10 protein-coding genes are annotated in these 12,412 nt (G+C 67.3%); 6 read left to right on the plus strand and 4 right to left on the minus strand.

Features of this window, described 5'->3' with window-relative positions; translation table 11 throughout:
* Nucleotides 1–95: 95 nt before the first annotated feature.
* Complete coding sequence (locus tag ACHAA4_RS02035; protein WP_435772525.1) at nucleotides 96–1,019, minus strand: SDR family oxidoreductase; 924 nt, start codon at nucleotides 1,017–1,019, stop codon at nucleotides 96–98.
* A gap of 272 nt (nucleotides 1,020–1,291) precedes the next feature.
* Between ACHAA4_RS02035 and ACHAA4_RS02040 the strand changes: the two genes are divergently transcribed.
* The 3 genes from ACHAA4_RS02040 (at nucleotide 1,292) to ACHAA4_RS02050 (ending at nucleotide 4,082) form a co-directional block, all read left to right on the plus strand.
* Nucleotides 1,292–2,128, plus strand: a complete 837-nt coding sequence (locus tag ACHAA4_RS02040; protein ID WP_435772526.1) for a helix-turn-helix transcriptional regulator — start codon at nucleotides 1,292–1,294, stop codon at nucleotides 2,126–2,128.
* 206 nt (nucleotides 2,129–2,334) lie between these two features.
* Nucleotides 2,335–3,093, plus strand: a complete 759-nt coding sequence (locus ACHAA4_RS02045) for an SDR family NAD(P)-dependent oxidoreductase (RefSeq protein ID WP_435772527.1) — start codon at nucleotides 2,335–2,337, stop codon at nucleotides 3,091–3,093.
* A 236-nt stretch (nucleotides 3,094–3,329) separates the two neighbouring features.
* The gene (locus ACHAA4_RS02050; protein WP_435772528.1) at nucleotides 3,330–4,082 is read left to right on the plus strand and encodes an SDR family oxidoreductase; all 753 of its coding nucleotides are present in this window, start codon (nucleotides 3,330–3,332) and stop codon (nucleotides 4,080–4,082) included.
* Nucleotides 4,083–4,471: 389 nt separating this feature from the next.
* Here ACHAA4_RS02050 and ACHAA4_RS02055 read toward each other — a convergent pair whose 3' ends face one another.
* Together ACHAA4_RS02055 and glnA are read right to left on the minus strand one after the other, a co-directional pair.
* A complete protein-coding gene (locus ACHAA4_RS02055; RefSeq protein ID WP_435772529.1) occupies nucleotides 4,472–7,588 on the minus strand; it encodes a bifunctional [glutamine synthetase] adenylyltransferase/[glutamine synthetase]-adenylyl-L-tyrosine phosphorylase in 3,117 nt (1,038 codons plus the stop codon).
* A gap of 2 nt (nucleotides 7,589–7,590) precedes the next feature.
* Entirely contained in the window at nucleotides 7,591–8,931 is a 1,341-nt protein-coding gene (gene glnA / locus ACHAA4_RS02060) for a type I glutamate--ammonia ligase (protein WP_435772530.1), read from the minus strand.
* A 137-nt stretch (nucleotides 8,932–9,068) separates the two neighbouring features.
* Here glnA and panB point away from each other — a divergent pair, with 137 nt between their 5' ends.
* Nucleotides 9,069–9,887: a 3-methyl-2-oxobutanoate hydroxymethyltransferase gene (panB, locus tag ACHAA4_RS02065; protein ID WP_435772531.1), complete on the plus strand. Its 819-nt coding sequence runs from the start codon at nucleotides 9,069–9,071 to the stop codon at nucleotides 9,885–9,887.
* 54 nt (nucleotides 9,888–9,941) lie between these two features.
* Here panB and ACHAA4_RS02070 read toward each other — a convergent pair whose 3' ends face one another.
* On the minus strand, nucleotides 9,942–10,121 hold the full coding sequence (locus ACHAA4_RS02070) for a hypothetical protein (RefSeq protein ID WP_106123159.1): 180 nt from the start codon (nucleotides 10,119–10,121) through the stop codon (nucleotides 9,942–9,944).
* Nucleotides 10,122–10,198: 77 nt separating this feature from the next.
* On the opposite strand from ACHAA4_RS02070, the gene ACHAA4_RS02075 reads away from it, so the two are divergent.
* Together ACHAA4_RS02075 and map are read left to right on the plus strand one after the other, a co-directional pair.
* A complete protein-coding gene (locus ACHAA4_RS02075; protein WP_435772532.1) occupies nucleotides 10,199–11,425 on the plus strand; it encodes an MFS transporter in 1,227 nt (408 codons plus the stop codon).
* A 47-nt stretch (nucleotides 11,426–11,472) separates the two neighbouring features.
* Nucleotides 11,473–12,375, plus strand: a complete 903-nt coding sequence (gene map / locus ACHAA4_RS02080) for a type I methionyl aminopeptidase (RefSeq protein ID WP_435772533.1) — start codon at nucleotides 11,473–11,475, stop codon at nucleotides 12,373–12,375.
* The last annotated feature ends 37 nt before the right edge of the window (nucleotides 12,376–12,412 follow it).

Consider the following 12,412-nt stretch of genomic DNA (forward strand, 5'->3'; position numbering starts at 1 on the left):
TGCTCCGGTGATTTACTCCCCCAGTGGCATGATCCGCGGACGACCTGTAGACGCTGATTCGAGTCTGCGGTGATCCCGCAACAATGGGGTGGGGATCACACTGCGAAGCGGATCCCCACGAGCTGCTCGGACGCTTGCCAGATCCGCGTGGCGTTGTCCATGCCAGCGAACGGTGCCCAGAACTCCTGCTTAGAGGGGCCGCCGCCCATGGTGCGCTGAGGTCCGTAGAACTCGTCCCCACGCGCCGAGGGGTCGGTGGCCGCGACCAGCGCGGGAAGTGCCGCTGACTGTGGCGTCCCGGCGATCCCCAGACGCGAAAGCACCCGAATCATCCGGCGACCACCCGTCTCTCGATCGCGTCCGAGTCCAGGCTGCGCATTGAGCAGGTTGGTGGGAGAGACGCCCGGGTGGGAGATATTGCTGGAGATCCCCCAGTCTTCTCGACGACTGCGAAGGTTCAGCTCCCGGGCACAGAGCGCAACGGCGATCTTTGAAGACGTGTACGCCTTCATGACGTCGTAGTTGTTCTCCGAGTTCAGATCCTCCCAGAGAATCTCACCCCGGCGCGCCGCGATGCTCGTCTGGTGGGTCACACGCGCGCGCCCGTCCTTGAGCAGGGGCAACAGCCCCATCGTCAGCGCGAAGTGGCCCAGATGATTCGTGCCGAACTGCAGCTCGAACCCGTCTTTCGTGACCTGCCGGGTCGGTGGCGTCATGACACCGGCATTGTTGATCAGAACGTGGATGGGTCGGCCCTCGGAGATCAACTGGTCGGTCAGAGCGGCGACGGAGTCGAGCGAGGAGAGGTCCATCTCTCGGGTGGAGACGTTCCGGTTTCCCGCAGCCGTGCGGATACGCTCCGCGGCAGCCTCACCCTTGACGGGGGAACGAACCGGCATGATGACCTCCGCACCCGCCTCCGCGAGACGTGAGGCGATGACAAAGCCGATGCCATCACTGGCTCCTGTCACAACGGCGATCTTGCCTCGCATGTTGGGGATCTCGATGTTGGTGACCATTAGAAGCTCCTCATTGTGGTGATTCCTCGCCAGTTCCGGCGTGTGACACCAATGGTTCACTTCTGGTGCGGGTCTATCCAGGACTCTCCAGTCCCCCCGATCCCCCGTCCCCTCCTGTGGCGGACATGTAGTCCAGCCACATGGGACCAGGCGGTGTCAGCTCGTCCTTGGACTCGCAGCCCCTGGCTCACCGACGAGAGGGACGGTCAGTCCCTGGTGACGGGACCCGCCTGCCGGTAAAACTTGAGGGACACCACATGGAGGAGATACCAATGACCACGGATCGCGCCGGCTTGGCGCAGTTTCTCCGACGGCGCCGCGAGCTCCTGCAGCCCGAGGACGTCGGGCTTCCCCGCGGGGAACGACGACGCACCGGCGGGCTGCGGCGTGAAGAGGTGGCAGTCCTCTGCCACATGTCCACCGACTACTACACCCGGCTGGAGCAGCAGCGCGGCACGCAGCCGTCCGAGCAGATGCTGGCCTCCATCGCCCAGGGTCTTCACCTGTCCCTCGATGAACGAGATCACCTGTTCCGACTCAACGGCCGCCACGCGCCGAGCCGGGGGCCCGAGAGCGCGCACATCAGTCCAGGTCTGCTGCGGATCCTTGATCGCCTCCATGACACTCCGGCCGAGATCGTCACCGAGCTTGGACAGACTCTGAAACAGACGCCGCTCGGTGTCGCCCTGAGCGGGAACCTGACCTCCTTCACCGGTCCCGAGCGGAGCATCGGCTATCGCTGGTTCACCCGGCCGGGCGCGCGGGACTTCTACCGGCCGGAGGATCATCCGTTTCTGACCAGGATGTGGGTGTCTCACCTGCGTCAGGTCACCACCTTGCGCGGTCCCCGCTCAGAAGCGGCACACCTGGTCGAGCTGCTCAAGGACAATCCGGAGTTCCAGGAGGCATGGAACAACCACGAAGTCGGAATCCGGCCCGCTGAACTGAAGCACTTCGTCCACCCCCAGGTGGGAGCACTGGAGCTGAACTGCCAGACGCTGGTGGATCGCAACCAGCTCCATCTGCTGCTGGTCTACACAGCATCTCCAGGCTCAGAGAGCTACGAGAAGCTGCAGCTGCTCTCCGTCATCGGATCGGTGCCCTCGTAACCCTCGCAGCCCTGACGACAGAACGGCACCCATGCACCATACGACAGGCGCGTCTGCGCTCTTCAGCAGCACCACCATGATGTCCATCGCCGCCCTGGCATTCTCCGGCGGTCCCCAGGAGGCCGACGAGGCCAAAGGACGCTCCTCAGGCGACCGCCCTCCCCCACTCCCCGTATCAGCAGCGCCCCACAGGAAAGACCGTCACCATGAACCCCGATGACCGCATCGCACTCATCACCGGAGCCAACCAAGGCATGGGAAAGCAGGTCGCGAGGGAACTGGCCGCCGACGGCGTCAGCGTATACGTCGGATCACGCGACCTGCCCCGCGGTGAACGCGCCGCCGCCGAGATCGGTGCCAACGCCACCGCTATTCGCCTCGACGTGACAGACAGGGCCTCCATCCACCACGCCGCCCAGATCATCGAGAAGGAGGCCGGCCGACTCGATCTGCTCGTGAACAACGCCGCGATCTCCTCCGTCCGCTCCGACATCCAAGACATGGACGAGCTGCGCGCGCGGGCGCAGCCCAACGTCGTCTCCCTCGATGAGGTGCGGGCAGTCTGGGAGGTCAACGTCTTCGGAGTCCTCGCCGTATACCAGGAGATGCTGCCGCTGTTGCGACGATCAGCGGACGCACGCATCATAAACGTCACGAGCGCACAAGGCTCGCTGACGAGGATGGCTGACCCGGCCTTCCCCTTCCACGAGACCTTCGAGCCGGTCTATTCCGCATCGAAGACCGCGCTCAACGCAGTGACGCTGTCCATGATGATCGAACTGGAGGAGACTGACATCTCGGTCAACCTCGTATCCCCTGGCTTCGCGAAGACCGCGCTGGTCAACTTCCAGGGGACAGAGACTGTCGATGAGGCATCCCGCGAGGTGGTTCGCGTCGCACGCCTCGGGCCAGACGGCCCGAGCAACAGCTTCACCACCTGGGAAGGTATTGACCTGCCCTGGTGAACGGGGCACCCGCCGGTTCATCTGGGTGGGTGCAACAGGGCCTGTCTCTCCGGGAACGAGATCGTATACGAGACGGAGCCTGGGTCTCCCTCTGCAGAACGGCTCAGCATTCTCGGATCCATCGCAGTCTCCCAGACCTGAGCTCTGCCCGACCGGGCTTCTCGGTCGGGCCAGAGCCGCCGCGCCGACCGCAGCGCAGACGATACCCATCCACATCAACAACAGAAGGATCCCCCATGTCTGAAAGCATCACCACGCAGCAAAAGAGCCGAGTCGCGATCGTCACCGGCGGTTCACGCGGTATCGGGCGGTCAGTCGCCGAGCGACTCGCCGCCGAGGGTCAGAACGTCGCCATCGCCTACGCCGGAAACACCGCCGCCGCCGACGAGGCGGTGGAAGCCATCAGGTCCCAAGGCGGCACGGCCTTCGCCATGCAAGCCGATGTAGCCGAAGAGCTGGAGGTCGACGCGCTCTTTGAAGAGACGCAGCGCCGGTTCGGCGGGATCGACGTCGTGGTCAACGCGGCGGGCTCCATGGTCCTCGGACCCATCGCGGACTTCGACCTCGCGGTGCTGGACAAGATGCACCGCACCAACATCCGGGGCACCTTCGTGGTCAACCGAGCCGCAGCGAACCACGTGCGCGCGGGCGGCGCGATCATCAACTTCTCCACCTCGGTCAAGAAGCTCGCACTCCCCGGCTACGGCCCCTATGCGGCGACCAAAGGCGCAGTGGACGCCGTCAGTCTCATCCTCGCCAAGGAGCTGCGCGGACAAGACATCACGGTCAACGCGGTCGCACCGGGCCCCACAGCCACCGACATGTTCCTCGACGGCAAGGACGACGAGACCATCGACCGGCTGGCCAAGATGAATCCGCTTGAGCGTCTCGGAACCCCCAAGGACATCGCTGAAGTCGTCGCACTGCTCGCCGGACCCGGGCGGTGGATCAACGGGCAGACGCTCTACGCCAATGGCGGCATGGTCTGATCACCGACACTGTGATCTCCAGTGACGTGGATTCGTTGTGGTCGAGGGTCACTCGAGGAATGGTCGGGCAGCTATGCGTCAGGAGCCGATCAGCGCCCCGTACCGTGACGGGGGGGTCTCCACCCAGTCCGGCCTTGAGCTGGACGGTCAGCTCATCGGCCACGATCAGCCCCGGGGCCACGGAGTCGGAGCTGCCCGACACCCTCACCGATCCCGAGACGCAGAGGTTCATGGGCGAGTAGCGCGTCCATCTGCTGCCCGCCTCCGCGATCGCGGCAGTGATCGGCTACTGCGTCAGCGCCGGGGACGGGGTGGATGTCAACGAGATCATCATCCGACCCAGTGCCCAGCGACCCGGGGCATCCGAGGCCCTGAGCCGTCGTCGACAGCTAGACCTCGTCGTAGAACAGCCGCTCGTAGACCTGCCGGCAGCGACGGGTGGTGCGCAGATAGTGGTCCTCGAAGTCGGCGCTGCCCCCCGAGGGGAACCCGCACCAGCGGGCGACGGCGTCGAGGTCGCGGCGGGCTGATGGCAACACGTCGGCGGTCTTGCCGCTCCACACGGTGGTGGCCGAGCGGACCCGGGTGCAGAGCTTCCAGGCCTCGGCGAGCTGCTCGGCGTCGAGCGGGCTGATCAGCTCCTCGTCGACCATCGCGTCGAGCGCGACCAGCGTGGCGCTGGTGCGCAGCCGCGGCATGGCGTGGGCGTGCTGAAGCTGGACGAGCTGCACCAGCCATTCCACATCACTGAGACCGCCGCGGCCGAGCTTCACGTGCCGGGACGGATCAGCCCCGCGGGGCAGCCGTTCGGACTCCACCCGGGCCTTGATCCGGCGGATCTCGCGGATCTGCGAGGCACTCGGCGGAGCCCCGTAGCGCACGGAGTCGGCCAGCTCCATGAACCCGTCGAGCAGGTCATCGTCGCCGCCGATCGGCCGGGCGCGCAGCAGCGCCTGACGCTCCCAGACGTCCATCCAGCGCCGGTAGTACTCGGTGTAGGACTCCAGGGATCGCGAGAGCGGACCCTGCTTGCCCTCTGGCCGCAGGTCCGCGTCGAGCTTGAGCGGGAACTCCCCGCGGATGGCGGGCTTCAGCGGCTTGGAGAGCTGGGCGCTGACCCGCATCGCAAGCTTCTGCGCCTGCGCGTCAGCGAGCTTCGGGTCTCCGCCCTCGGCGACGTCATGGACGAACATCGCATCCATGTCTGAGCCATAACCGATCTCACGTCCTCCCTGGCGGCCCATCGCGATCACCGCCAGGTCGGCGTGCCGACCCTCGGCCTGCCAGACCTCGGACTCGGCCACCCGCATGGCACCAAGGGTCGCGGCCCGGTCCACATCGGAGAGCGCGGTGCCGACCTCGGAGATCTCGAGCAGCCCGACGGCGTCGCCGATCGCGACCCGCAGCGTCTCGCGCTGGCGGACCAGACGGGTCAGTCGCATGGCAGCTTCGGGGTCCCCCTTGTGCCGGGTGATCTTGTTGCTGATCTCCTTCCACAGCGCGTCGAAGCTGCGCGGGGCCAGGGCCGCGTTGTCGCCGAGCCACTTCGTGGACTCCGGCGAGTGTTCGAGCATGTCGGAGATGAACCGGGAGCCCGAGAGCACCAGGCACAGTCGCTCGGCCGCCACGGAGGAATCGCGCAGCATGGTCAGGTACCAGGGGCTCTGACCGAGGGACTCGCTGAGCCGCCGGAAGGCCAGCAGCCCGCCGTCGGGGTCCACGCCCTCGCCGAACCAGCCCAGCATCATCGGCAGGATCCGGCGCTGCAGCTTCGCCCGGCGGGACACCCCGGAGGTCAGCGTGGAGATGTGGCGCATCGCGCCGGCGGGATCGTGGTAGCCCAGCGCGGCCAGCCGGTCCTGTGCCGCCTTGGCGGTGAGTCGGACCTCTTCATCGGAGAGCACCGCGGTGGTCGAGAGCAGCGGACGGTAGAAGATGCGTTCGTGGAAGCTGGCGACCTCCCGCGCGATCTCGCGCCACTGGTGGAGCACCTCGTCCCCGGCAGGACGACGACGCCGGTTCGGCGGCTGCACAGAGTGGGCCAGCGCGCGGACCTCATCGGGCTTGACCGGCATCAGGTGGGTCCGGCGCATGTTGCTCATCTGGATCCGGTGCTCGTAGAGGCGCAGCATCCGGTAGCAGCGCGACATCGCGTCACGGTCGGTGCGGGCCACGTATTCCCCGGCCTCGAGCATCTCGATGGCGGTCAGCGAGTCCCGCACGCGCAGGGACTCATCGACCCGGCCGTGGACCAGCTGGAGCAGCTGGACGGTGAATTCGATGTCGCGCAGCCCGCCACGGCCGAGCTTGATCTCCCGCTCCACCTCGTCGGCGGGGATGTTGTCGAAGACCCGTCGGCGCATCCGCTGGACGTTCTCCACGAAGTTCTCCTGGGCCGAGGAGGTCCAGACCTGCGGCCAGATGGCGTCGATGTAGTCCTTGCCCAGGCTGCGGCTCCCGGCGATGGGCCGGGCCTTGAGCAGCGCCTGAAACTCCCAGCCGTGGGCCCAGCGCTTGTAGTACTCCAGGTGGGACTCCAGGGTGCGGGAGAGGTCTCCCTCGCGGCCCTCGGGGCGCAGGTTCGCGTCCACCTCCCACAGCCCGGGCTCGGGGCCGGTGCCGTTGATGACCTTCGAGATCCCAGAAGCCATGGCCACCGCGGTGTTGCGCGCGGCGGCGGAGTCGATGTCAGCGGAGGCGCGGTGGACGAAGATGACGTCCACGTCGGAGATGTAGTTCAGCTCGCGGGCGCCGCACTTGCCCATGCCGATCACGGCGAGCTCCACGGTCTCCGCGGTGCGCCCGTTGCGGTGGGTCAGCTCGGCCCGGCTGACCGCCAGCGCGGCATCGATGGCGGCGGCGGCCAGGTCCGAGAGCTGCCGGGAGACCATCGGCTGATAGGCCGCGGGGTCACTGGCGCTGAGGTCGCGCAGCGCCAGCGCGGTCAGTTCGCGCCGGTAGGCACGGCGCAGCGCGACGCCGGCGACCTTGGCGGTGAACTCGACGTCCAGCGCCGCAGTGGGTCGCTCCGCTGATGCCTCGGCATGCACGGACTCCATCAGCCGGTCGCGCAGCACCTCGGGTTCGGTGATCTCCGGGACGGCGATGGCCGCGTCGTCGTCGGGGGCGTGATTGTGCTGGCGCTGATCCCGGTCCGCCTCCAGTGTGTCGGCGATGCTGAAGAGCAGGTCACAGTTCTCCGGGCGGCGGACTAGGAACTCGCCCAGCGCCTGGGAGGCGCCGAGCAGCCGGATCAGCGGCACCGCGCGCAGGTAGACCCCGTCGGTGACCACTTCGAAGAGGTCACAGACGTCCCCGGCGCGCTCCACCAGCCGGATCAGGAGCAGCAGCGCCTGATCGGGATTGGGCGCATAGTGCAGGGTCTTGAGCAGCACGTTCCGCTCCAGCCCGGCGAGATGCTCGTCGTCAAGGAACCCGGAGGCCCGCTCCAGCTCTTGGAAGCCGGCAGCGATGAGCTCCCGGCGGGTCAGCGCAGAGTCAGCCACGATCAGATCAGGCCGAGGTACCGTTTGATCTCGAAGGGCGAGACGTTCACCCGGTACTCGTCCCACTCCTGCTGCTTGTTCCGGAGGAAGTTCTCCAGAACCTGCTCGCCGAGGATCTCGGCCATCAGCTCGGAGTCTTCCATCTGGCGCAGCGCCTCGTGCAGCGTGCCCGGCAGCGGCTTGATGCCCAGCGCCTTGCGCTCGGAGGTGGTCAGGGACCACACATCCTCACCCACCGGATCCATCAGCTCGTAGCCTTCGCGGATGCCCTTGAGCCCGGCACCGAGCACGGCGGCGTAGGCCAGGTAGGGGTTCGCGCCGGAGTCGATGCCGCGGAACTCCACCCTTGCGGAGCCGCCCTTGGTGGGCTTGTACAGCGGCACCCGGACCAGCGCGGACCGGTTGTTGTGGCCCCAGGAGACGTGCGAGGGCGCTTCTCCCCCGCCCCAGAGGCGCTTATAGGAGTTCACGAACTGGTTGGTCACCGCGGTGAACTCCGGTGCGTGGCGCAGCACGCCGGCGATGAACTGCCGGGCGGTGGTGGAGAGGTTGTACTCGGTGTTCGGGGCGAAGAACGCGTTGGTGTCGCCCTCGAAGAGCCCGAAGTGGGTGTGCATGCCGGAGCCCGGGTGCTGGGAGAAGGGCTTGGGCATGAAGCTGGCGTACTTGCCCTGCATGATCGCGACCTCTTTGATCACGGTGCGGAAGGTCATGATGTTGTCCGCGGTGGTCAGCGCGTCGGCGTAGCGCAGGTCGATCTCGTTCTGGCCTGGGCCAGCCTCGTGATGGCTGAACTCCACCGAGATGCCCACGGCTTCGAGCATGTTCACGGTGTGGCGGCGGAAATCCTGGCTGACGCTGCCGGTGACGTGGTCGAAGTAGCCGGCCTGGTCCACTGGGACCGGCTCGCCGTCGGAGTTGAGCTCCTGGGACTCGAGCACGTAGAACTCGACCTCGGGGTGGGTGTAGCAGGTGAAGCCCATCTCCCCGGCGACGTCGAGCTGGCGGCGCAGCACGTTGCGCGGGTCCCCGGCGGCGGGTTCCTGATCAGGGGTGAGGATGTCGCAGAACATCCGCGAGGTCGGCTCTTCCTCGCCGCGCCAGGGCAGGATCTGGAATGAGGAGGGGTCCGGGCGCAACAGCATGTCGGACTCGAAGACGCGGGAGAGGCCCTCGATCGAGGATCCGTCGAAGCCCAGGCCCTCGTTGAAGACGCCTTCGACCTCGGCCGGAGCCAGTGCCACAGACTTCAGCGAGCCCACCACGTCGGTGAACCAGAGGCGCACGAAGCGGACGTCGCGCTCCTCGATGGTGCGCAGTACGAATTCCTGCTGTCGATCCATACGTTGAAGCCTCCTGAAATGCAGTGGGTGTCGCCGGGACCACTCTACCCAACTACTCCTGGGTGGACGGTGTGCAGCGCGTTCTGCGGCTGGGGCGCGCTGACCGGGGGCCGCACAGGATTGGGTAGCCTGATCACATGTCCGAGCCGATCAGCCCCAAGCGGGTACGTACCGTGCACCTTCAGCAGTTCAAGGATGCCGGCCAGAGATTCTCCATGTTGACCGCCTACGACGCGCAGATCGCTTCGATCTTCGACGAGTCAGGGATCGAGCTGCTCCTGGTGGGCGATTCCGCCTCCAACGTGATGATGGGCCACTCTTCCACCCTTCCGATCACGGTGGACGAGATGCTGGTCTTCACCACGTCCGTGGTCAACGGCGCGAGTCGCGCGCTCGTCGTCGCGGACCTGCCCTTCGGCAGCTACGAGGCCTCCCCGGCGCAGGCGGTGGCCACCGGGGTCCGATTCATGAAGGAGGCCGGGGCCCAGGCGGTGAAGATCGAGGGCGGCGCGGCGATGGCAGAACATATCCGCGCCATGGTCGCCGCGGGCATACCGGTGATCGCTCACATCGGCTTCACCCCGCAGTCCGAACACGCGCTCGGCGGCTACCGGGTCCAGGGACGCGGCGAGACCGCGCAGGCGCTGATCGATGACGCCCTGGCGCTGGAGGCCGCAGGCGCGTTCTGCGTGCTGATGGAGATGGTGCCCGCCGAGCTGGCCACCCAGGTGGACCGGGCGCTGCGCGTGCCGACCATCGGGATCGGCGCCGGCAACGGCACCACAGGTCAGGTGTTGGTCTGGCAGGACATGCTCGGACTGGGGTCCGGGCGGGTCCCGCGCTTCGTGAAGCAGTACGCGAACCTGCGCGAGGTGGTCGGGCAGGCGGCCGCGGCATACCGAGAGGATGTCAGCGCCGGCACCTTCCCGGCCCCGGAGCACAGCTTCGAGGGATAGCTCAAGGCGTCAGCTTCCACGGTCCTTGCCCGCACCTGCACGACGTCGGGAAGGTCAGCGCTTCTTGCGCTCCTCGGTCTCTTCATCCCAGGCCTCGTTGTTCTCCTGCACGCGCTTGAGCGCCTCCGAGGCGGCCTCGCGGGTGGGATACGGACCCAGCAGCTGACTCCAGGAGGACTGCGCGCCCTCCTCGACCTGACCAGTGCGGACATTGAACCAGTATTCGGTGCTCATGCGCACAGAATACGCCCCGGCGTGGACTCTCACCTCCTCCAGGGCGTGCGTGGCGGTGTCGTGTCAGACTTCTGCTCATGCATGCGAGCACCCCACCCTCGGCGACAGCCGTCGCAGACCGACGACGACGGCGCGCCCGCTCCCTGCGACGCAGCCGTCTGGCCACCATGGCCGCCTTCGCCACCAACGGCGCCCTGCCAGCCTCGCTGCTGGCCCGCTACGCCGAGGTCAAGGACGCGCTGGGCCTGAGCCCGGCGATCTTCGGGCTGGTGGTGGTCGGCTTTGGTCTGGGCGGCACACTGGCCCTGCATATGCCCGGAGTGATCAACCGACGGATCGGAGTCGCACGCACCGCGGGCTTCGGCACGCTCTGGATGGGCGGCGGACTGACCCTCGCCGCAGCCGGGGTGGCGCTGGGCAATCCCTGGGTAGTGGTGGCTGGTCTGCTGATCACCGGCTTCGGCGATGCCGCAGTAGACGTGGCCCAGAACTCTCAAGGGCTGCGCGTCCAAGCGGCGTACCGGCGGTCGCTGTTGAACTCGATGCACGCCGGGTGGAGCATCGGCGCGGCGCTGGGCGGCGCCGTCGGGACCCTCGCCGCAGTGCTCGCGGTCCCGCTGGTGACCCATATGGCGGTCTGGACGCTGATCTGCGTGCTGGCCATGACGCTCTCGGCCAGGGGGTTCATGCCTGAGCCCGAGGCTGAGCCTGAGGACGCAGAGACCCCGGCCCGGCCCTCCGGCTGGTCCACGATCAAGATCCTGCTCCCCCTCGCGCTCATCGCGCTGGCCGGGATCTCGGTGGAAGATGTCGGCAACAACTGGTCTGCGGTGCTGCTATCGACCGAGCGCGGCATGGACGCCGCCTCGGCCGGCGTCGGACTCTCTGTGCTGCTCTCCGCCCAGTTCGTCGGACGCATGATCGGGGACCGGGTGATCGACCGGCTCGGCGAACGGAGCTCGCTGATCCTGAGCCTCTCCGCAGTGATCATCGGACTCCTCGGCGCCGCCTGGGCTCCCGGTGTCGCGCTGACGCTGGTCGGGCTGGCGGTGGCAGGACTCGGCTGTGCGGTCACCGTGCCGCTGGCCTTCGCCCGTGCCGATCGGGTCCCCGGCCTGCCGGCGCACAGCGGAGTGACCTGGATCAGCTGGGCGATGCGCGCAGTGATGCTGAGTCTCTCCCCGGCCATCGGGGTGATGACCCAGGGGTCCTCGCTGCCCGTGGCGATCAGCGTGATCGTGGGCATCGCGGTGGTGGCGCTGGCGCTGCAGCTGCGCCCCCGGCGACACGTCACGACGAGCTGAACAGGACGGGCTGAACAGCCCCATGCCCGACCGATAGGATGAATCCCATGGCTACCCCGCAGTCCACTCCCCTGTCTTCCCATGCCCCCGTGGGCACGCTCACCAAGGGCGCGGTGTCACCTGAGCGCCCGGTCCCGGCGCACATCCAACGGCCCAACTATGTCGGCCTCGAAGCGCCGCCGGAGTACACCGGCGAGGAGGTCTACGACGCCGCCACCGTCGCGCGGATCGGCCGTGCCGCCCAGCTGGCCGCCGACGCCATGGTCGCGACCTCCCAGCTCATCCGCCCAGGGGTCACCACCGAGGAGCTCGACGCCTACGCACACCAGTACCTCACCGAGCGTGGGGCCTACCCGTCCTGCCTGTCCTACCGCGGGTTCCCGAAGGCGATCTGCACCTCGGTCAACGAGGTCATCTGCCACGGCATCCCCGACACCACGGTGCTCGCCGAGGGTGACATCGTGAACCTCGACATCACCGCCTTCATCGATGGAGTGCACGGAGACCACAACCGCACGTTCTACGTCGGCGAGGTCGACGAGGAGTCGCGGCTGCTGGTCGAGCGCACCGAGGAGGCCATGATGCGCGCGATCCGAGCAGTGAAGCCGGGCCGTCCGATCAACGTGATCGGTCGCGCCATCGAGTCCTATGCAAAACGTTTCGGCTATGGTGTCGTACGCGAGTTCATCGGCCACGGCGTGGGCAAGGCGTTCCACACCGGCCTGGTGATCCCGCACTTCGATGCAGCACCGGACCACGCGCGCCTGATGGAGCCGGGAATGGTGTTCACCATCGAACCGATGCTCACCCTGGGTACGCGCCACTGGGACATGTGGGAGGACGGCTGGACAGCCGTGACCCGCGACCGGAAGCGCACCGCGCAGTTCGAGCACACTCTGGTCGTCACCGATGACGGCGCCGAGATCCTCACGCTGCCTTCGGGCGCCTGAGTCCGGTCCCCTCCCCCACAGCACGGAGATACTGCAC

Source organism: Nesterenkonia maliinae, from assembly GCF_051262655.1.
Taxonomy (GTDB): Bacteria; Actinomycetota; Actinomycetes; order Actinomycetales; family Micrococcaceae; genus Nesterenkonia.

Bases quoted from the DNA above. Each gene is read 5' to 3' on its own strand.
- ACHAA4_RS02035 (WP_435772525.1), bottom strand. From the start codon at position 1,019: ATGGTCACCAACATCGAGATCCCCAACATGCGAGGCAAGATCGCCGTT.
- ACHAA4_RS02045 (WP_435772527.1), top strand. From the start codon at position 2,335: ATGAACCCCGATGACCGCATCGCACTCATCACCGGAGCCAACCAAGGC.
- ACHAA4_RS02075 (WP_435772532.1), top strand. From the start codon at position 10,199: ATGCATGCGAGCACCCCACCCTCGGCGACAGCCGTCGCAGACCGACGA.
- ACHAA4_RS02040 (WP_435772526.1), top strand. From the start codon at position 1,292: ATGACCACGGATCGCGCCGGCTTGGCGCAGTTTCTCCGACGGCGCCGC.
- ACHAA4_RS02070 (WP_106123159.1), bottom strand. From the start codon at position 10,121: ATGAGCACCGAATACTGGTTCAATGTCCGCACTGGTCAGGTCGAGGAG.
- map (WP_435772533.1), top strand. From the start codon at position 11,473: ATGGCTACCCCGCAGTCCACTCCCCTGTCTTCCCATGCCCCCGTGGGC.
- panB (WP_435772531.1), top strand. From the start codon at position 9,069: ATGTCCGAGCCGATCAGCCCCAAGCGGGTACGTACCGTGCACCTTCAG.
- ACHAA4_RS02050 (WP_435772528.1), top strand. From the start codon at position 3,330: ATGTCTGAAAGCATCACCACGCAGCAAAAGAGCCGAGTCGCGATCGTC.
- glnA (WP_435772530.1), bottom strand. From the start codon at position 8,931: ATGGATCGACAGCAGGAATTCGTACTGCGCACCATCGAGGAGCGCGAC.